This window comes from Nonomuraea sp. NPDC001684, from assembly GCF_053596515.1.
In genome coordinates this window covers 1-17,670 of sequence record NZ_JBSFGJ010000182.1, presented here as the reverse complement: position 1 = coordinate 17,670, position 17,670 = coordinate 1, and the positions used below count along the sequence as shown (strand labels likewise).

At 72.2% G+C, this 17,670-nt stretch carries 18 protein-coding genes and 1 pseudogene; 10 read left to right on the top strand and 9 right to left on the bottom strand.

All coding sequences use genetic code 11. From position 1 onward, the window contains the following. The 3 genes from ACWCSD_RS27935 to ACWCSD_RS27925 form a co-directional block, all read right to left on the bottom strand. Nucleotides 1–315, bottom strand: a 315-nt coding sequence (locus tag ACWCSD_RS27935; protein WP_449919137.1) for an AfsR/SARP family transcriptional regulator, incomplete at its 3' end; no start/stop codon positions are given. 33 nt (nucleotides 316–348) lie between these two features. Next, nucleotides 349–876 carry a C40 family peptidase gene (locus tag ACWCSD_RS27930; RefSeq protein WP_449919135.1) on the bottom strand — a complete coding sequence of 176 codons (528 nt, stop codon included), beginning with the start codon at nucleotides 874–876 and terminating at the stop codon, nucleotides 349–351. Between the two features lie 53 nt (nucleotides 877–929). Further along, a complete protein-coding gene (locus tag ACWCSD_RS27925; RefSeq protein ID WP_449919133.1) occupies nucleotides 930–1,886 on the bottom strand; it encodes a lysozyme in 957 nt (318 codons plus the stop codon). 305 nt (nucleotides 1,887–2,191) lie between these two features. Between ACWCSD_RS27925 and ACWCSD_RS27920 the strand changes: the two genes are divergently transcribed. Genes ACWCSD_RS27920 through ACWCSD_RS27910 form a run of 3 tightly spaced genes read left to right on the top strand, consistent with a single transcriptional unit; the run spans nucleotide 2,192 to nucleotide 4,373 of the window. Beyond that, complete coding sequence (locus tag ACWCSD_RS27920; protein ID WP_397154341.1) at nucleotides 2,192–3,133, top strand: ATP-binding cassette domain-containing protein; 942 nt, start codon at nucleotides 2,192–2,194, stop codon at nucleotides 3,131–3,133. After that, on the top strand, nucleotides 3,114–3,857 hold the full coding sequence (locus tag ACWCSD_RS27915) for an ABC transporter permease (protein WP_352355773.1): 744 nt from the start codon (nucleotides 3,114–3,116) through the stop codon (nucleotides 3,855–3,857). The genes ACWCSD_RS27920 and ACWCSD_RS27915 overlap by 20 nt, the downstream gene beginning before the upstream one ends. 9 nt (nucleotides 3,858–3,866) lie before the next feature. Beyond that, a complete protein-coding gene (locus tag ACWCSD_RS27910) occupies nucleotides 3,867–4,373 on the top strand; it encodes an NUDIX hydrolase (protein ID WP_449919130.1) in 507 nt (168 codons plus the stop codon). On the opposite strand, the gene ACWCSD_RS27905 is transcribed toward ACWCSD_RS27910, so the two are convergent. The 3 genes from ACWCSD_RS27905 to ACWCSD_RS27895 all read right to left on the bottom strand — a co-directional run bounded on the left by ACWCSD_RS27905 (nucleotide 4,370) and on the right by ACWCSD_RS27895 (nucleotide 6,427). Continuing rightward, nucleotides 4,370–5,035, bottom strand: a complete 666-nt coding sequence (locus ACWCSD_RS27905) for a flavin reductase family protein (RefSeq protein ID WP_397154347.1) — start codon at nucleotides 5,033–5,035, stop codon at nucleotides 4,370–4,372. The genes ACWCSD_RS27910 and ACWCSD_RS27905 overlap by 4 nt on opposite strands. 68 nt (nucleotides 5,036–5,103) lie before the next feature. Continuing rightward, on the bottom strand, nucleotides 5,104–5,481 hold the full coding sequence (locus ACWCSD_RS27900) for a DUF2255 family protein (RefSeq protein ID WP_358289818.1): 378 nt from the start codon (nucleotides 5,479–5,481) through the stop codon (nucleotides 5,104–5,106). A gap of 70 nt (nucleotides 5,482–5,551) precedes the next feature. Beyond that, complete coding sequence (locus ACWCSD_RS27895) at nucleotides 5,552–6,427, bottom strand: LuxR C-terminal-related transcriptional regulator (RefSeq protein ID WP_358289821.1); 876 nt, start codon at nucleotides 6,425–6,427, stop codon at nucleotides 5,552–5,554. A gap of 86 nt (nucleotides 6,428–6,513) precedes the next feature. Here ACWCSD_RS27895 and ACWCSD_RS27890 point away from each other — a divergent pair, with 86 nt between their 5' ends. Together ACWCSD_RS27890 and ACWCSD_RS27885 are read left to right on the top strand one after the other, a co-directional pair. After that, the gene (locus ACWCSD_RS27890; protein ID WP_387679772.1) at nucleotides 6,514–8,130 is read left to right on the top strand and encodes an AMP-binding protein; all 1,617 of its coding nucleotides are present in this window, start codon (nucleotides 6,514–6,516) and stop codon (nucleotides 8,128–8,130) included. A gap of 166 nt (nucleotides 8,131–8,296) precedes the next feature. After that, nucleotides 8,297–10,789, top strand: a complete 2,493-nt coding sequence (locus tag ACWCSD_RS27885) for a bifunctional copper resistance protein CopD/cytochrome c oxidase assembly protein (protein ID WP_449919125.1) — start codon at nucleotides 8,297–8,299, stop codon at nucleotides 10,787–10,789. Here ACWCSD_RS27885 and ACWCSD_RS27880 read toward each other — a convergent pair. After that, nucleotides 10,773–11,753 carry a helix-turn-helix transcriptional regulator gene (locus tag ACWCSD_RS27880; protein ID WP_397154352.1) on the bottom strand — a complete coding sequence of 327 codons (981 nt, stop codon included), beginning with the start codon at nucleotides 11,751–11,753 and terminating at the stop codon, nucleotides 10,773–10,775. The two genes, ACWCSD_RS27885 and ACWCSD_RS27880, sit on opposite strands and share 17 nt — an antisense overlap. 59 nt (nucleotides 11,754–11,812) lie before the next feature. On the opposite strand from ACWCSD_RS27880, the gene ACWCSD_RS27875 reads away from it, so the two are divergent. Next, complete coding sequence (locus ACWCSD_RS27875; RefSeq protein ID WP_397154354.1) at nucleotides 11,813–12,382, top strand: DinB family protein; 570 nt, start codon at nucleotides 11,813–11,815, stop codon at nucleotides 12,380–12,382. A gap of 29 nt (nucleotides 12,383–12,411) precedes the next feature. Then, nucleotides 12,412–12,873 (top strand): hypothetical protein, encoded by a 462-nt coding sequence (locus tag ACWCSD_RS27870; protein WP_449919123.1) that lies wholly within the window; start codon nucleotides 12,412–12,414, stop codon nucleotides 12,871–12,873. 69 nt (nucleotides 12,874–12,942) lie between these two features. Here the strand turns inward: ACWCSD_RS27870 and ACWCSD_RS27865 are convergent, their stop codons facing one another. Further along, on the bottom strand, nucleotides 12,943–14,457 hold the full coding sequence (locus ACWCSD_RS27865) for an FAD-dependent monooxygenase (RefSeq protein ID WP_449919121.1): 1,515 nt from the start codon (nucleotides 14,455–14,457) through the stop codon (nucleotides 12,943–12,945). 54 nt (nucleotides 14,458–14,511) lie between these two features. Beyond that, complete coding sequence (locus tag ACWCSD_RS27860; protein ID WP_449919119.1) at nucleotides 14,512–14,745, bottom strand: hypothetical protein; 234 nt, start codon at nucleotides 14,743–14,745, stop codon at nucleotides 14,512–14,514. 118 nt (nucleotides 14,746–14,863) lie between these two features. Here ACWCSD_RS27860 and ACWCSD_RS27855 point away from each other — a divergent pair, with 118 nt between their 5' ends. The 3 genes and pseudogenes from ACWCSD_RS27855 to ACWCSD_RS27845 form a co-directional block, all read left to right on the top strand. Beyond that, complete coding sequence (locus ACWCSD_RS27855) at nucleotides 14,864–16,261, top strand: glutamate decarboxylase (RefSeq protein WP_397154360.1); 1,398 nt, start codon at nucleotides 14,864–14,866, stop codon at nucleotides 16,259–16,261. Nucleotides 16,262–16,439: 178 nt separating this feature from the next. Next, nucleotides 16,440–17,174 carry an ABC transporter ATP-binding protein gene (locus tag ACWCSD_RS27850; protein WP_449919117.1) on the top strand — a complete coding sequence of 245 codons (735 nt, stop codon included), beginning with the start codon at nucleotides 16,440–16,442 and terminating at the stop codon, nucleotides 17,172–17,174. Then, nucleotides 17,171–17,670, top strand: a pseudogene (locus ACWCSD_RS27845) (ABC transporter permease); the annotation flags it as partial. The gene ACWCSD_RS27850 and the pseudogene ACWCSD_RS27845, both read left to right, overlap by 4 nt.

Sequence of the window (17,670 nt, the reverse complement as noted above, 5' to 3'; positions counted from 1 at the left end):
GGCGTCCACGGCCTCGTCGGGCAGGCAGAGCCGGTAGCCGGGCGGGGCGCTGACGATCACTCCGGCGGGGGCGCGCGGCGGCCGGTCGGGTTCGAGGACCCGGCGCAGGTTCGAGACGTAGACCTGGAGCGCGGCCAGGGCCTTGGGCGGCGGCTGCCCCTGCCACAGGTCCTCGATGAACCGGTCGGTCGAGACGACCTGGCCGTCGGCGGCGACCAGGCGGGCGAGCACGGCGCGCTGCCGGGCGGAGCCGAGGTCGAGCCGGCGGCCGTCCATGGTGGCGTGGAGCGGTCCAAGGAGGTGTAACTGGAGCATGGCACCCTTTTTCCGTACCGGTAGCGCCCGCTTTCAGTACCGGTAGAAGCCCGCGAAGTCCGATCTTCGCCCAATATCGTCAATGCGCACCGAGGCCCCCGTCTCAGGCGCGTTCATCATCTTCCCACGACCCAGATAGATGCCCACATGATGCGTCTTGATCTTATTTTTCGTGATTTTTCCGAAGAAGACTAAGTCGCCCGGCAGGCCGCGCTCGACGGGCCGCATCCTGCGCACGTGGTCGTCGGTGTTGCCGGGGCCGAGCACGTCCCTTCCGTTGGCCAGGGCGTACACCCATCGGGCCAGGCCGGAGCAGTCGAGGCCGCGGGTGCGCGCGGCCGGGCAGGGCTTGATCCGGCCGCTGTAGCCCAGGCAGGTGCCCTTCGTGGGGCCGGGCCGCTCGCCGTGGCCGCCGCCCCACGAGTACGTGATGTCGTACCGCTCGATCTCGTACGCGATGCGCACGATCCTGGACGGCACGAACGTCGACAACGGCATGGACGCCGCGCCCGCCAGCAGAATGACCAGGGCGGTCACCGCCAGGACCAGCCGCCGCGCCACCCGTTTCTCCCTTAAGCCGAGATCCCGGGTTTTATCCTACCTATCGCGATATTTCAGCTTTTGAGGTCAAGTGTGACCGTTCCTACCTCGACGACCATCCCGACCCGGCCCTTCGGCTTCGGCCTGGTGGTGAAGGTGAAGGCGGCCTTCTGGCCCCGCTCCAGCTTGCCGACCACGCAGCGCACCGCCGTGCCGCTGAACTTGCAGCCGGGGGCCTTGACCACCTTCTGGCCGCCGTACGCGCGCCCGGAGACCACGATGTCCTCGACGGGGTGCGGGCCGGTGTTCGTGATCGTGACCCGGTAGAGCTTCCTGCCCTTGACCAGGCCGGAGACCGACACCCGGGCCGGCGGGTTGGCCAGCGACCGCAGCTGGGACTCCGAGCCGTTGAAGGAGTTCTGGCCGCCGGCCAGCGAGCCCTTCTCCGCCGACTGCCAGAACGTGTGCCGCTTCCAGCTCTTCGGCAGCTCGCCGGGGTCGCTCCCCCAGCGGGCCAGCCAGAGCGGGTTGGCCTTGAACGCGCCGGAGTTGCCCGTGCAGGTCTGCCACCAGCTCGTGGTGGTGTAGATGATCGCGTCCCGGCCGGTCTGCTGCCGGTACTTCTTGGTGAAGTCCTTGATCCAGGTGACCATGTCCTCGGCGGACAGGTCGTAGCAGTTGTTCTTGCCGTTCTTGTCCTTGTACGGGTTGTCCTCGATATCGAGGACTCCGGGCAGCGTTTGACCGTCGCTGGTCCAGTTTCCGCCGTTCTGCAGGAAATAGTCGGCCTGCGCTGTCCCGTCGGATTCATGCGGTTGCGCGAAGTGATAAGCGCCACGCACGAGCCCGGCCGTCGCGGCCCCGCCGAACTGCGCGTCGAACCGTGGGTTGCGGTAGTTCGTGCCCTCGGTGGCCTGCACGAACGCGAACTTGCCGCCGCCTGCGGCCACGCTCGCCCAGTCCACGTCGCCCGTCCAGTTGCTGACGTCGACACCGGGAACACCGTCGGCCGCCTCCGCGACCCCTGTCATGCCGACAGCGGCAATTACCGCAATTAACCACAAGCGTTTCACGCCCGAGATCATCGCGGAGCCGCCACTTACGCCGCAAGCACGGAAATATCACGTCTTTCCGTGAAAAAGCGCGAAACCCCATGTCGAGGCCCGGAAATCCGCCTTCCGCGACCACCTCTCCGGACGTCGTTTCCGCAGGTCAGAGCCGTATATGAACGTCACATTCGCGTTTGCCAAATCGATACCGCCCGGCCCAAACTGAACCGATCCCCGAAAGGGCCCCTGACCAGGGGCTTCTTCGCCATGCCCAGGAGGCACCGCCCATGATCCACACCCGGGCCCTCACCCGAGTGTTCACGATGAAGAAGGAGACCGTCGAAGCCGTACGCGGCATCGACCTCGACGTCGAACCCGGCCGGCTCGTCGCCTTCCTCGGCCCCAACGGCGCCGGCAAGTCCACCACCCTCCGCCTGCTCACGACCCTGCTCCCGCCCACCTCCGGCACCGCCGTCGTCGCCGGCCACGACGTCACCCGCGACCCGGCCGGCGTGCGCTCCCGCATCGGCTACGTCGGCCAGAAGAACAGCGCGGGCGAGAGCTTCCGCGTCCGGGACGAGCTCGTCACGCAGGGCCGCTGCTACGGCCTGACCGTCTCCGACGCCGTCGCGCGGGCCGGCGAGCTGATGCGCCTGCTCGACCTGGAGGACCTGGCGAGCCGCAGGCCGGGCACGCTGTCCGGCGGCCAGCGCCGCCGCCTGGACATCGCGCTCGGCCTGATCCACCGCCCCGACCTGCTCTTCCTCGACGAGCCCTCGACCGGCCTCGACCCGAAGAGCCGCGCCGACATCTGGCGGCACATCCTGCGCCTGCGCGAGGCGTACGGCACCACGATCTTCCTCACCACCCACTACCTGGAGGAGGCCGACAACATGGCCGAACGGGTGATGATCATCGACAACGGCTCGATCATCGCCGACGGCACGGCCGAGCAGCTCAAGAACGACCTGGCGGGCGACACCGTCACGGTCACCACGGACACCGCCCAGGACGCCGCCAGGGCCGCCGAGCTGACCGGCGGCCAGGCCGAGGGCGTCACCGTGCGGGTGCGGGTGGCGAACGCGCCCGCCGCGCTCCCCGGCTGCCTGCGGGCGCTGGACGCCGCCGGGATCAAGGTGACCGCCGCCGAGACCGCGCGCCCCACCCTTGACGACGTGTTCCTCACCCTCACCGGGAGAAGCCTCACCGATGACGACCTTCCTGCGTGACACCGCCACCGTCTTCACCCGCGAGTTCCGGCCGGTCCTGCGCGAGCCGGTCGCGCTGCTGTTCGAGATGGGCCAGCCGCTGCTGTTCCTGTTCCTGTTCGGCGCGCTGCTGGACGGCGCGGTGGGCTCGTCGTGGCAGTGGTTCGTGCCGGGCATCCTGGTCATGATGTGCCTGACCGGGCCGATGTCGGCCGGTTACACGCTGCTGGTCGAGCTGATCGGCGGCTCGCTGGAACGCATGCTGGTCACGCCGCTGAACCGGACGGCGATGCTGGTGGGCCGGGCGATGAAGGCGATGGTGGTCCTGCTGGCCCAGGCCGTGCTGATCATCGTGCTGGCCGTCCCGCTGGGGTTCGAGCTGTATCCGGCGGGCGTCCTGGCGGGGCTGGCGCAGCTCACCGTGTTCGGGGTGGGGCTGGGGGCGTTCTCGTTCGTCCTGGCCATCCGGTCGGCGCCGGGCGGGACGCTGTTCTACGTCGTCAGCCAGTCGATCCTGTTCCCCCTGCTGCTGCTGTCGGGCGTGCTGCTGCCCCTGGACACCGCGCCCGGGTGGCTGCGCGCCGTCGGTGCGGCGAACCCGGTCACGTACATCGTCGAAGGCCAGCGCGCGCTGTTCTCCGGCGACCTCGCGAACCCCTCCGTCCTGTACGGCACCGCGTCGGCCTGCCTGGTCGCCGCGATCGGCCTGTACCTGGGCAACCGGGCCATGCGCAAGGGCGTGTGAAATGGAGGCATGACCCGTGTGATGGCCTCCCGCACCGTGCCGTGGATCCCCGTCGAGCACCGCCTCGACGTGATCCTCTCCCCGGACCTCCCGCCCGCCGCCGGCACGACGTCGGCGTTCGCGTTCGTCACCGACGGCGTCGGCAGGACCCTGCTCACCTGCGTCGACCGGCCCGGACGCGGCTGGGACGTGCCGGGCGGCCACCTGGAGGCCGGGGAGAGCGCCACCGAGGCCGCGGTCCGGGAGCTCCAGGAGGAGACCGGCCTCCTCCTGGAGCCGTCCGCCCTGTCGGTGTTCGCGTGGCAGCGCGTCGAGCTGCTGCGCCCGGCTCCCGCCGGTTACCGCTACGCGCCGCTGACGTACATGGTGATGTTCCGGGCGCGGCTGGCGGCGCCCGGCGCCGCGACCGCGCCGCCGGCGGAGTCGGAGAGCACCGGTGCGGAGTGGCTGCCCCGGGAGCGGATCATGGAGCTGTGCGCCCACCGCACCTGGCTGCCGCTGCTGGAGTGCCTCTAGAGGGTGCGCGCGCGTTCGAGGTCGGCGCTGCGATAGTGCCGCTCCGGGATGCTCGCCAGCGTGGACGGGTGCACCTGCGGGCCCAGGCCGTACAGCTTCTGGAAGCTCATGATGAGCGGACGCCAGGCGTCGGGGTCGATGTGGTCGTCGGTGCCCTTCATCCGGATGTCCTCGTGCACCCAGACCCGCTGCACCCGCACCTCGAACGCGAGCACCCCGCCGTCGCCGACCGGGTGCGTCTCCTCCACCACGACCTCCATGGCGACCGGGCACTCGGCCACCCGGGGCGCGGCCACCGTCTCCGACGGGACGGCGGTCAGCCCGGCCCGCTGGAACTTGTCCGGCACGAACCGGTAGCCGCGCTGGTGCTTGCGCTCGGGCACCGGGTCGCTCCCGGTGGTCAGCGCCAGCCGGTCCACCTGCGGGGCGAGCGCGTCGGACGGCAGGTTGAGCACGCCCTCGCCGGTCCGCAACAGGTTCTGGGACGTCTTCGACCTGGCCCCGAGCCCCAGCATGCCGCGCCAGCCCAGCCAGAAGGCCGACGACATGGGGGCGAGGTTGGGGGTGCCGTCCTCGTTCACGGTGGAGATCAGGACGACGGGGGTGCCGAAGTAGAGGATGTTGGGTTCAATGCGGACGTGCTGATCCACGACAGTGTTCATGCGTCCCACTGTCGCCGCCGGTGCGGGCCGGACGCTGGCGGCCTTCGGACCTGTCGTTGCCGGGCCGGTCAGGAGCGCGGCACGAGCCTGATCGTGGCGGCCCGCGCCTGCCCGCTGACCACCGAGTCCACGATGCTCTCCGGGTAGTGGCGGTACTTGGCCCGGTACGCGGCGTCGATCCGGTCGTTGAGCTCCTGGTCGGCGTCGGCGAACGTGACGCCCTTGTCGACGCCCCCGGCCTGGATCCGGCCGCGTCCGCGCTCCTGGGCGCCGCGGAACCAGGTGCCGTCCCGCCCGTTCACGGCTCGGACGTACAGGTCGTCGCCGAGGCGGACGACCCAGATCGTCACCGGGCGGCGCAGCTCGCCGTCGCCGCGCAGGGACGCGATCTGCAGCTCCTCGGCGGCGGCGATCCGGTCGAGTTCGTCGTTCGTCCAAGCAGTCATGGTGGGGGGCCTACCCGGAACCGGTCGGCGGCGCCGGCGGTCATCGTCCGTAGTTGGTAAATCCGCCGCGTCAGGGGAGGTAGCCGGCGCGTCTGGCCGAGACCACGCTCTCCATGCGGGTGTGGGTGCCGAGCTTGCGCATCGCGCTGCGCAGGTAGCTCTTGACCGTCTCCGGCTTCAGGTCGAGCCGCCGGCCGACCTCGGCGTTGCCGCAGCCGACCGCGACCAGGGAGAGCACGTCGAGCTCCCGGGGCGAGAGCGGGTTGGCCGGGACGGGGCCGCCGTCCGGCGAGGTCAGCCGGTCGCAGACGCCCTGCAGCCGCTCGCGCAGGACCGGGTCGGCGACCTCCTGGGCGATCGAGCGCAGCTCGGCGTGCGCCTCGCGCAGCTGCTCCCATTCGGGGCCGGCGGGCCGTTCGCGGGCGGCGCCGGTGATCGCGGCCGTCTCCAGCGCGGCCACCCGCCGCTCCACCTCCGCGCGTACGGCCAGCTCGACGCCGAGCCGGGCGGCGATCTGGTTCATGCCGTCGAGGACGCGGGTGCCGAGCGGCAGCGGCTCGCGGACGCCGCCGTAGAGCAGCCCGTAGACCGTCTCGCCCACCACGACGGGGACGGCCGCGATCGCCCGCAGGCCCTCCGCCGCCACCGGCCTGTCGTATTCGTGGCTGATGCGGGAGTCGGTGACGTAGTCCTCGACGCTGCCCGGCCGGGCGGTGACCAGGACCCGGCCGCCCAGGCCGCTGCCGGTGTGGATGGCGAGCCCGCGCAGCACGTCCGTGCGGACCCCCGTCACCTCGGTGAGCCGCACGGCGCCGCCCGGGGCCGACACCGCCCCGCCGAACAGGACGGGCAGCCCGACGACGTGCCGCATCCGGGTGAGGGCGGCCCGCAGGAGCACGGCGGCCTGCGGGGCCAGGGCACTCGACGGAAGATGTGTCACCGCCATGTCCCCAGCATGGCACGCGGCCGGCGTCCCGCGGCTACCCCTGAACGGGGGTAGCGTGCCGCACCGCCCTGGCGGATGCTTCGGGCATGGGTGACTCACTGCTCTCCTACGCGTCCGGCGTCTCCGCGCTCCCCCTGCTGGGCGAGACGATCGGGGAGAACCTGGAACGCGCCGCGGCCCGGTACGCCGGCCGCGAGGCGCTGGTCGAGATGGCGAGCGGGCGGCGCTGGACGTACGCCGAGTTCGACGCCGCGGTGAACGAGGTGGCGCTCGGCCTGCTGGCCAGGGGCATCGCCAAGGGCGACCGGGTCGGCATCTGGGCCCCCAACTGCGCCGAATGGGTGCTGACGCAGTACGCCACCGCCAAGATCGGCGCGATCCTGGTCAACATCAACCCGGCCTACCGCGCCCACGAGCTGGACTACGTGGTCCGCCAGTCGGGCATGCGGCTGCTGGTCAGCGCCGTCGAGCACAAGACGAGCGACTACCGCGCGATGCTCGCCGAGATCGGCTTCACGCAGGTGGTGTTCATCGGCGAGCCCGGCTGGGACGAGCTGGTCGAGACCGGCCGCCGCGCCGACCCCGCCGCGCTGCGGGCACGGGCGGCCACGCTGTCCTTCGACGACCCGATCAACATCCAGTACACCTCGGGCACGACCGGCTTCCCCAAGGGCGCGACGCTGTCGCACCACAACATCCTCAACAACGGCTACTTCGTCGGCGAGGGCGTCGGCTACACCGAGGACGACCGGGTCTGCCTGCCGGTGCCGCTCTACCACTGCTTCGGCATGGTGATGGGCAACCTGGGCGCGACCTCGCACGGCGCCTGCGTGGTGCTGCCCGCGCCCGGCTTCGACGCCGAAGCCACGCTGCGGGCCGTGGAGGCCGAGCGGTGCACCTCCCTGTACGGCGTGCCGACGATGTTCATCGCCGAGCTGGGCCATCCGCGCTTCGCCGACTTCGACCTGTCGTCGCTGCGCACCGGCATCATGGCGGGCTCGCCGTGCCCCGTCGAGGTGATGAAGCGGGTGATCGGCGAGATGCACATGAGCGAGGTGGCGATCTGCTACGGCATGACCGAGACGTCCCCCGTGTCGACGATGACCCGCCGCGACGACGGGCTGGTACGGCGCACCGAGACGGTCGGTCAGGTGATGCCGCACCTGGAGGTGAAGATCGTGCACCCAGAGACCGGGCTCGCGGTGCCCCGGGGTGAGCCGGGCGAGCTGTGCACCCGCGGCTACTCGGTGATGCTCGGCTACTGGAACGAGCCGGACAAGACGGCCGAGTCGATCGACGAGGCCCGCTGGATGCACACCGGCGACCTGGCCACCATGGACGCCGAGGGCTACGTCAACATCGTCGGCCGGATCAAGGACATGGTCATCCGCGGCGGCGAGAACGTCTATCCGCGCGAGGTCGAGGAGTACCTGTACACGCATCCCGACATCGCAGACGTCCAGGTGATCGGCGTGCCGGACGAGAAGTACGGCGAGGAGCTGATGGCCTGGATCGTCATGCGCCCCGGCACCGAGCCGCTGACCGCCGAGGCGATCAGGGACTTCTGCGCCGGCCGCCTGGCCCACTACAAGGTCCCCCGTTACGTGCACCTGGTCAACGGGTTCCCGATGACGGTCACGGGCAAGATCCGCAAGGTCGAGATGCGCGAGCAGGCCGTCACCCTTCTGGGGCTCCACCCCTGACCTGCTGAACCGGGGGCGGCGGGCGCGCGTATCTCCGCGTGTGCGCTCGAAGCAGACCTCGCTCGCGCCTGGCCCGGCCTGGGACCCCGTGGGAGCATGTGGGGGTCGCGCCCGCCCCGGGCGGCGCGGCCTGGTTCCTGGCCTCCGACAACCTGGCGGGTCGGCTATGAGAGCTTCTGCCCGGACGTACGCCGTGTTCGCGGTCGGCGTGGGCGTCCTGGTGCTGGTCGCGGTGCTGCGCTTCGGCGGCGGCGCCGGCACGGTGGAGGTCTTCGGGCTGCCCACCGCCGGTCCGGTCACCGACTGGGGGCTGCCGCTGGCTCGCCTCGCCCTCGACCTGTGCGCGGTGGCGTGCGTGGGGACGTTGCTGGCGGCGTCCGCGCTGGCCCCGGCCGGCTCGCCGGAGTCGGCGCGGTGCCTGCGCGCGGCGGGCTGGTGGGCGCTGGGGTGGGCGGTCGCCGCCCTGGCCGGTTACGTGTTCACGTTGTCCAGCTTCATCCCGATGCCGGTGCGGTACCTGCTCGCCGAGCCCGGCATGCTCGACTTCGGCACCTCGCTCCCGCAGACGCAGGCGCTCCTGGTGGTGCTGGTCACGACGTTCGCGGTGGCGGTGGCCACGCTCGTGCGCCGGCTGCCCGCCTGGGTGCCGCTGGCCGTGGCGGCGTTCGGGCTGCTGCCGCCCGCCTACGTGGGCCATGCCGCCTCGGCGGCCGACCACGACATCGCCGTGTCCGCGTTGATGGCCCATCTGCTGGGGGTGTCGGTGTGGGTGGGCGGCCTGGCCGCGGTGCTGGTGCACTTCCGGCGCTCGGCCGACCTGCGCGTGGTGCTGCCCCGGTTCAGCACGATCGCGCTGTGCTGCTTCGCCGCCGTCGCCCTCTCCGGCGTGGTCAGCGGCTGGGTGCGGCTCGACCGCCTGTCCGACCTGTGGCTGAGCCGGTACGGCCTGCTGCTGCTGGCCAAGGTCGCCGCCCTGGCGGTGCTGGCCTGGTTCGGCCGGCGGCACCGTCTGCGTACCGTGGCCGGTGTGGCCGACCGGGGGGTGCGGGGCACGTTCGTCCGGCTGGCCGCGGGCGAGGTGATCGTGATGGTGGCGGCGACGGGGCTGGCCGTCGGCCTCTCGCGCACCCCGCCGCCGCCCGGCGCGGGCGGCGGGCACGACCATCCCGTCCTGGAGTACGCGCTCGCGCCCTTCTCGCCCGGCGCCCTGCTCAGCGAGGTGCGGTTCGACCCGCTCGTCCTGCTGCTGCTGGCGTTGCCCGCCGCCGGTTACCTGGCCGGTCTGCGCCGGGTGCCCGGCTGGCCGGTCCTGCGCACGCTCTCCTGGCACGCCGGGCTGTCCCTGGCCGCGGTCGCGCTGTTCGGCGGCGTGGGCGGGTACGCGCGGGCGATGTCGTCGGCCCAGGCCGTGCAGCACGTCGTGCTCGCCGTCGTCGCGCCGCTCCTGCTGTGCGCGGGCGCGCCGCTCACCCTGGCCGCGCGGGCCACCGGCCCCGGCTCCCAGTACGGCCCGATCGGCGACCGCGTCCTCGGTCGCCGTCTCACCCGTCCCGCGCTGGTGACGGCCGCCGTCCCGGTGCTGCTCCTGCTGCTGTACGGCACGCCGTGGCTGCCCTGGTCGCTCGCCGGGTACGCGCCCCACCTGGTCACCATGGCCGTGTCCGCCGGGGTGGGCCTGCTGGTCGCCTGGGCGGTGCTCGACCTCGACCCGCTGCCCAGGCCGTTCCCGTGGGCCGCGCGGGTCCGGTTGCTGGCCGTGGCCGCCGTCGCGTACCTGGGGCTGGGGACGTACCTGCTGGCAGGCCCGGCCGTCGCGGCGGAGTGGTTCGCCCTGGCGGCCCCGCCCGGGGTGCCCGACCCGCTGGCCGACCAGCGCGCGGCCGGGGCGGTGTTCCTGCTGGCGCCGCTGGCCGCCTACGCGTTCCCGGCCGTACGCCTGGCCCTGCGACGGCAGGCCGCCCGCGCGCACCGCCCCCGGTCCGTCCTACACTCATCCCCTATGGGCGATCTCCCGGTCTACGACGTTGTCCTGTTGCCGCCGCACGACGTCAACGCCGAGGCCGTGCGCCTGAGCCGGCGTTGCGCGGAGGCCGCCGCGACCGAGTTCGTCCTGCGCGAGGACGGCCTCTACCCGCACATCTCCCTCTACATGGCCAATTTCACCCCCGACCAGCTGGAAAAGGCCGTCGCGCTGCTGCGCGACCTCAGCGGCCGCACCTCCGCGACGCTCCTGGAAGGCGAGTCCTTCGCCGCCAACGACCAGGGCATGGTCGAGCTGTTCTTCCGGAAGACGGACGCGATCACCCGGCTCCAGGAGGACGTCGTCGCCGCGCTCAACCCGTTGCGCACGGGCCTGCGCCACCGCGACCCGGTCGGCCGCGTGCTGGCCGACCACCGGCTCACCGCGCCGCCCACGGCCCGCGCCAACCTCGACCTCTACGGCTACGACGAGATCGGCGACCTGTTCCGCCCGCACATCACCCTCACCCGGCTCCAGCAGCGGGACCACCCGCTCGACCTGGGCCTCCTCGCCGCGCCGTCGGCCTTCACCGCCACCTACCAGGCCCTCGCGCTGTGCGTGATGGGCGAGCACGGCACCTGCACCGAGATCGTCGAGACCTTCACCCTCGACACCGCCCCCGTCACCCCGACGGCCTGACCGCCCCGGCCGAGGCCAGCCTGCGGGCCAGCTCCCGGCAGCGTTCCGCCAGCTCCGGCGGGTCGAGCACCTCGAAGTCGTGGCCCAGCGCGACCACGTGCATGAGCACGTAGTCGAGGCTGCCCGCGCCGCTGACCAGCTCGCACCGGTCGCTCCCGCGCTCCCGCACGACGGCCGCCGACGCGGGGACCTGCGCGCGTACCGTGGCGGCCGGGGCGTGCAGGAGGAAACGCGCCTGGTGCGGGTAGGCCCGGCTCGCCACGCCCTCCTGCACGTACGCCGCCGCGTCCGGCGCCGGGCGCGGCCGGAACCGGAAGGTGCGCGCGGCCACCGCCGCCATCCGGTCCACCCGGAAGCTGCGCCAGCCGTCCCGGTCGAGGTCGTAGGCGAGCAGGTACCAGCGCCGGTCGGAGGTCACCAGCCGGTACGGCTCCACCCGCCGCCGCCCCACCCGCCCTCCTGACGGGTAGTCGAAGCCGGCCTCGACCTCGTCCCGGCAGGCCCTGGCCAGCGTCATGAGCACCTCGGGATCGACCGGCACGCGCCCGCCGCCGAACGACTCCACCGCCCCGGACAGCGCGCGCACCTCGTACCGGAGCCGGGCGGGCAGCACCGTGTCGAGCTTGGCCAGCGCCCGGATCGCGGCGTCGCCGGCGCCCGCGACCGCGCTGTCCGCCCCGGCGAGCAGCGACACGGCGGTGGCGATGGCCTCCTCGTCGTCGAGCAGCAGCGGCGGCAGGTCCTGGCCGGGCCCGAGCCGGTAGCCGCCGCCGATGCCCTGGCCGGCGTGCACCTGGTAGCCGAGCGCGCGCAGCCGTTCCACGTCACGGCGGACCGTGCGCGACGTGACGCCGAGCCGCCCGGCCAGCTCGGGGCCGGTCCAGACCTGACGTTGCTGCAACAGGCCGAGGAGGGTCAGCACCCGCTCGGTCGTGCCCCGCTCCGCGCCGCCCGTCTCGTCCATGCCGCCACCCTGCCAGAAAGCGGACCGATCCTGTCCGCCGGTGGGGTGATCGTGGTTCCATGGACGCACACACACTCGACTGGAACCGCACGTTGCGCGAGCAGTGGGAGTTCCACTGGAACCACCAGCTCCGGGCCCGGCTCGACGGCCTGACCGACGAGGAGTACTTCTGGTCGCCGGTGCCGGACGCCTGGAGCGTACGGCCGCGCGGCACCTCCACGGCGCCCGTCCAGGCCGGCGCGGGCGGCCACACGATCGACTTCGCCTTCCCCCAGCCGGTGCCGCCGCCCTTCACCACGATCGCCTGGCGGCTCGGCCACGTCATCGTCGGCGTGCTGGCCGTCCGCAACGCGGTGCACTTCGGGGCGCCGCCGGCCTCGTACGAGACCTGGGAGTACGCCGGCGGCGCGGCCGCGGCGCTCGACCAGCTCGACACGGAGGCCGAGCGGTGGCAGGCGGGCGTGCGGGAGCTCGGCGAGGCCGGCCTGCGCGCGCCCATGGGCGACGCGGAGCCCTTCCCGGAGGCCCCCATGGCCGACCTGGTCCTGCACGTCCACCGCGAGCTCATCCACCACCTGTCGGAGGTCTGCCTGCTGCGCGACCTGCACCTCCACATGAACCGCCCCTGACCGGAGGCGTCGCTTCCTACCCTCTCCCCATGAGCACCGACATCTACGGCTTCATCGAGGCCCGTCACCCGCTCGCCCACGAGGACTGGTACGAAGGCGACCCCTGGACGGCCGCCTCCATCCCGCTCCACCCGCTCTACGACGACCAGGACCACGAGTCGTTCGCCTGCCTGTTCGGCATCCGCGACCGGCTGGGGTGGCCGCCGGTCGCGACCGGCCGCGGCCTGCCGGACGACGTGTCGGGACCGGTCCGCGCCGAGTACGAGGACACCGCCCGCCTCGACCCCGCCGTGCACGGGTGCACCTGGGTCTCCTGGGCGGAGCTGCGCGACCTGGACCTGACGGCACGCCCCGCGGCCGGATCCGTTCCCTTGACCCGTCTCGACCTGCTGGGACCGGAGACCGGATGGGCGGCCGTCTTCGAGGTCATGCGGGCGCCGGCGCGACGGTTCGGGCCCGACGGCGTGCGCCTGGTCGTCTGGTTCGACTGAGCGCCGGCGTCACCCGCGTTCGACAGGGGCCGGTCCCGGCGCAGGCGGTGTTCCAGGGGTGGCGCGCCGTCAGGGGGCGCCGAACCAGGTGGACAGGGCCTCGCGCAGCGCGGGCGCGGCCGTGCCGGCCGGTTCGTCCGGGCCGGCCGCCCAGGCGACGTGCGCGTCCGGACGGATCAGCAGCACGTCGGCCGGGCGCTGGTCGGTCTTGGCCGTGTGCACGTCGACCCGGTCCCGCCACTCGGCGGCGACCTCGCGCAGGTCCGCGCGGTCGGCGAGATCGAGCAGGACGGGCCGCGCGGCGTGCATGAGCTCCGCGACGCCGGTCATGCCCTGCCCGGTGTGCAGGGTGAGATCGGGGGCGAACGCGCCGGCCAGCGGGTGAGGGTGCGAACCGGGCATCGGGTAGCGGATGTCGCTACCGGCCACCATCGCGCCCATGCGGCGCAGCGGCTGCTCGTCCGTCAGCAGCTCCTGGAAGACCTCCCGGAGCGCCTCGGCGGCCGCGTCGTGCCCGCGGCGCAGCGCCACCTGGGCGCGCGTGTGCCGCATGGTGCGCGCGCCCGCCAGCTGACGTTCCTCCTGGTACGTCGCCAGCAACCCGGACGGCGCCCACCCCCGCACCTCGGCGGCCAGCTTCCAGGCCAGGTTGACCGCGTCGAGCATGCCCGCGTTGAGCGCGATCCCGGTCGCCGGGAACAGGTGAGCCGCGTCCCCGGCCAGCAGGATCCGCCCGTCGCGGTACCGTTCGGCCTGCCGCGCCTTGAACGTGAACCGCGACAGCCGCAGCGCCTCCCCCACCCGCAGGTCCACGCCCACCACGCGGCGCAGGCTGTCCTGCAGCTCCGGCACGGTCATCGGGACGTCGTCGTCGTACTCGGTGCTCTCGTCCTCGGTGGTGTAGAGCGAGACGACCCTGGAGTCCGGCGACGAGCCGACGCCGAGCAGGCCGCTCTCGGTCCGGGTGAAACCGGCGCGGATCACGCCGAAGCCGGGCACGTCGAGATCGCCGTTGCCGAGCACGGTCACCTCGTCGGGCAGGGTGACCTGGGCCAGCCGGTTGACCTCGGGATAGACGGTGCCGGGGAAGGCGATGCCGGCCAGCTCCCTGACCCGGCTGCGCGCGCCGTCGCATCCCACCACGTACCGGGCGGTCACCTGGTAGGGGCCGTCCGGTCCGCGTACGTCCAGGGTCACCGCGGTGTCGTCCTGGCTCGCCCCGACCACCTCGTGGCCGCGGCGCAGTTCGACGCCGAGCTCGCCGGCGCGCTCCTCCAGCAGCCGCTCAAGGAGCTGTTGCGGCAGCGGCAGGGCGTGCATCGGCGGGTCGGCCAGCTGGGTGAGATCCAGGTGCACCCCGCCGAACGGGAACCTGGGCGCCGGCATCGGCTCGGTGCAGGCCGCCGCGAACCGGTCCAGCAGGCCGCGGTACCGCAGCAGCTCCAGGATCTGCCCGCCGAGCCCGCCGGCCTTCGGGACGTCCCTGCGCTGCGCCTTCCGCTCCAGCACCAACGGCCGCACCCCGGCCAGCCGCAACTCCGCCGCCAGCATGAGACCGGTCGGCCCGGCCCCCACAATGATCACATCGGCATCCATAACCAGCCATTCCTCCCACAAGCCACCATCCGGCCGCCCACCCTATGCCGCCGCCATCGGGTTGACGTCGCGGCGGTAGACGTCGGGGTCCACGGTCGTCGGGTCGGTGAAGCTGGCCTCGTACCACGCGTTGTTCTCGCGCCTGAACGCCTCCTCCTCGTCCGACAGAAGACCCTGCTCGGCGAGGCTGTTGACCAGCCCGAACACCCCTGGGTACGTCCCGCGGCCGTTCGGCGCGGGACTCTGGAACCTCACGAACACCGGCTCTGCCGTCAACGTGCCTCTCCTCGGTGTGCGGCCCACTGGCTCTCGGTAAAACGAGCGTTGACTGACAGTAAAAACTTGCCTACTGTGAGTGCTCGACATCACAGAACTCATCGAGAAGGTGAAGCTCATGCTCAGACGAGTCGAATCCGACCGGTGGCAGGAAGCGCTCGATGTCAACCCCCTCTACAACGGCCTGGTGCCCGAGGGCGGCGTGCCGCGCTTCAAGATGCCGGCCAGCCCGATGAACCCCAGCGCGGCCCAGGCGCTCATCCGTGACGAGCTCCTTCTCGACGGCAACGCCCGGCTCAACCTTGCCACGTTCTGCACCACCTGGATGGAGCCGCAGGCCCGCGAGCTCATCGCCGAAACCCTCGACCGCAACATCGTCGACCACGACCAGTACCCGCAGACGGCCGACATCGAGGCGCGCTGCGTCAACATGCTCGACCATCTGTGGAACGATCCAAACGGCGTCAGCGTCGGCTGCTCCACGGGCGGCTCCAGCGAGGCGGCCATGCTCGGCGCGCTGGCGATGAAGTTCCAGTGGCGCGAGCGGCGCCGGGCGGCCGGGCTGCCCGTCGACCGGCCCAACCTCGTGATGGGCACCGCCGTCCACACCTGCTGGCCGAAGTTCTGCCAGTACTGGGACGTCGAGCCGCGCTGGATCCCGATCGAGGAGCCGGCCTACACGCTGTCCGCCTCCCGGCTCAGGGAGTTCTGCGACGAGAACACCATCGGCGTCGTCGGCGTGCTCGGCTCCACGCAGTGCGGCAAGTACGACCCGATCGAGCAGATGTCGGCCGAACTCGACCGGCTGGAGGCCGAGCGCGGCCTGAAGATCCCGCTGCACGTCGACGCCGCCGTGGGCGGTTTCATCACCCCGTTCCTGGAGCCCGACCGGGTGTGGGACTTCCGGCTCCCCCGGGTGCAGTCGATCAACACCTCGGGGCACAAGTTCGGCCTGGTGTACCCGGGCGTCGGCTGGATCGTCTGGCAGGAGCCCGACGCGCTGCCCGAAGACCTGGTGCTCTCCTGCGACCTGCTCGGCGGCAACATCGACACCTTCACGCTCAACTTCTCCCGCTCCGGCGCGCCGGTGGTCGCCCAGTACTACAACTTCCTGCGGCTCGGCTTCGACGGCTACCGCGCCGTCCAGCAGACCTGCCGGGACGTGGCGACCTACCTCGGCGACGAGATCGCCAAGCTGCCCGAGCTCTCGCTCATCGCCGACGGCTCGGAACTGCCGGTGCTCGCCGTCCGGACCGCTCCCGGTTTCGACGGCTTCACCGTCTTCGACCTGGCCGAACGGCTGAAGATGCACGGCTGGCAGGCCCCGACGTACTACCTGCCGCCCAACCTGGAGCACATCGCCGTCATCCGCTTCGTCATCCGCAACGGCTTCAGCCAGGACATCGCGGCCAAGCTGCTGGCGAACCTGCGTACCGAGGTCGAGTACCTGCGTGACAACCGGGTTCCGCGGCCGCGGACGTCCGCCGAGCAGCCGGGCGTGCCGACCGGAAGGTAAGTCGGCGGTCCCGCTGAAGGGCGATCCCCAGGTCTGGGGGTCGCCCTTCTCGTCGGTCGTCCGCGAGCTGTCCAGGGCCCGGAGAAATATGACTAAATGTCCGGATCATGAGGACGTCATGAGTGATCGGTGATCGCGTCTCTGGTCGGCGTACGCGCAGGCCAGCAGGCTTGTACCCATGACGGACGTGGTGCGGTTGGACGCCGTGAGCAAGGTGTACGGCAAGGGCCAGGGCGCGGTGGCGGCCCTGCGTGAGGTGTCGGTGGGCATCCCGCAAGGGTCGTTCACCGCGGTGATGGGCCCCTCGGGGTCGGGCAAGAGCACGTTCCTGCACTGCGCGGCCGGCCTGGACGTGCCGTCGTCCGGCTCGGTGCGGCTCGGCGGCACGGAACTGTCGGGCATGGACGAGACCGGCCTGACCGAGCTGCGCAGGCAGCGGATCGGGTTCGTGTTCCAGGCGTTCAACCTGATCCCGGCGCTGGACGTCGTCGAGAACATCACGCTCCCCCTGCGCCTGGCCAAGGCCCGCGTGGACCGCGACTGGCTGGCGGAGATCCTGCGCCGGGTCGGCCTGGAGGGCCGGACCGGGCACCGGCCCGCGCAGCTCTCGGGCGGCCAGCAGCAGCGGGTGGCCATCGCCAGGGCGCTGGCCACCAGGCCGGAGGTGGTGTTCGGCGACGAGCCGACGGGCGCGCTGGACACGATGACCGCCCGCGACGTGCTGAGGCTGCTGCGCGAGGTGGTGGACGGTCTGGGCCAGACGGTGGTGATGGTGACACACGACCCGGTGGCCGCCTCGTACGCCGACACCGTGCTGTTCCTGGCCGACGGCCGGATCGTGGACGCGATGACCGCGCCGACCGCCGACAAGGTGGCCGAGCGCATGACCAGGCTGGGAGCGTGGACGCGATGATCACCTTGGCGTTGAGGACGTTGCGGCACAGGAAGGCCGCGTTCGCCGGCGCGTTCTTCGCGCTGCTGTGCGCCGCCGCCCTGGTGTGCGCGTGCCTGATGTTGCTGGAGACCGGCCTGCGCGGCGGCGTCGCCCCCGAGCGGTACGCCGGCGCCCCCGCGATCGTGGCCGCCGACCAGTACGTGCGCCAGACCGTCGACAAGGGCGACGGCAAGAGCAAGACCAAGGCCAAGCCCCTGACGGAACGCGCCTGGCTGCCCGAGTCGGTCGTGGCGGCGATCCGGGCCGACAAAGTGATCCCCGAGGTGACGTTCCCCTTCGGCGGCTTCACCGGGCACGGCTGGGAGTCGGCCGCGCTCACCCCGTTCACCATCGCGAAGGGACGCGAGCCGAGGTCGGCGGGCGAGGTCGTCGTCGACGCGCGCGCCGGGCTCGACGTGGGCGCCGAGCTGCGCGGACACCGCGTGGTGGGCGTCACCGCGCAGGCGCTGCCGAG

Bases quoted from the DNA above. Each gene is read 5' to 3' on its own strand.
- ACWCSD_RS27925 (WP_449919133.1), bottom strand. From the start codon at position 1,886: ATGACAGGGGTCGCGGAGGCGGCCGACGGTGTTCCCGGTGTCGACGTC.
- ACWCSD_RS27920 (WP_397154341.1), top strand. From the start codon at position 2,192: ATGATCCACACCCGGGCCCTCACCCGAGTGTTCACGATGAAGAAGGAG.
- ACWCSD_RS27915 (WP_352355773.1), top strand. From the start codon at position 3,114: ATGACGACCTTCCTGCGTGACACCGCCACCGTCTTCACCCGCGAGTTC.
- ACWCSD_RS27910 (WP_449919130.1), top strand. From the start codon at position 3,867: ATGACCCGTGTGATGGCCTCCCGCACCGTGCCGTGGATCCCCGTCGAG.
- ACWCSD_RS27905 (WP_397154347.1), bottom strand. From the start codon at position 5,035: ATGAACACTGTCGTGGATCAGCACGTCCGCATTGAACCCAACATCCTC.
- ACWCSD_RS27900 (WP_358289818.1), bottom strand. From the start codon at position 5,481: ATGACTGCTTGGACGAACGACGAACTCGACCGGATCGCCGCCGCCGAG.
- ACWCSD_RS27895 (WP_358289821.1), bottom strand. From the start codon at position 6,427: ATGGCGGTGACACATCTTCCGTCGAGTGCCCTGGCCCCGCAGGCCGCC.
- ACWCSD_RS27890 (WP_387679772.1), top strand. From the start codon at position 6,514: ATGGGTGACTCACTGCTCTCCTACGCGTCCGGCGTCTCCGCGCTCCCC.
- ACWCSD_RS27885 (WP_449919125.1), top strand. From the start codon at position 8,297: ATGAGAGCTTCTGCCCGGACGTACGCCGTGTTCGCGGTCGGCGTGGGC.
- ACWCSD_RS27880 (WP_397154352.1), bottom strand. From the start codon at position 11,753: ATGGACGAGACGGGCGGCGCGGAGCGGGGCACGACCGAGCGGGTGCTG.
- ACWCSD_RS27875 (WP_397154354.1), top strand. From the start codon at position 11,813: ATGGACGCACACACACTCGACTGGAACCGCACGTTGCGCGAGCAGTGG.
- ACWCSD_RS27870 (WP_449919123.1), top strand. From the start codon at position 12,412: ATGAGCACCGACATCTACGGCTTCATCGAGGCCCGTCACCCGCTCGCC.
- ACWCSD_RS27855 (WP_397154360.1), top strand. From the start codon at position 14,864: ATGCTCAGACGAGTCGAATCCGACCGGTGGCAGGAAGCGCTCGATGTC.
- ACWCSD_RS27850 (WP_449919117.1), top strand. From the start codon at position 16,440: ATGACGGACGTGGTGCGGTTGGACGCCGTGAGCAAGGTGTACGGCAAG.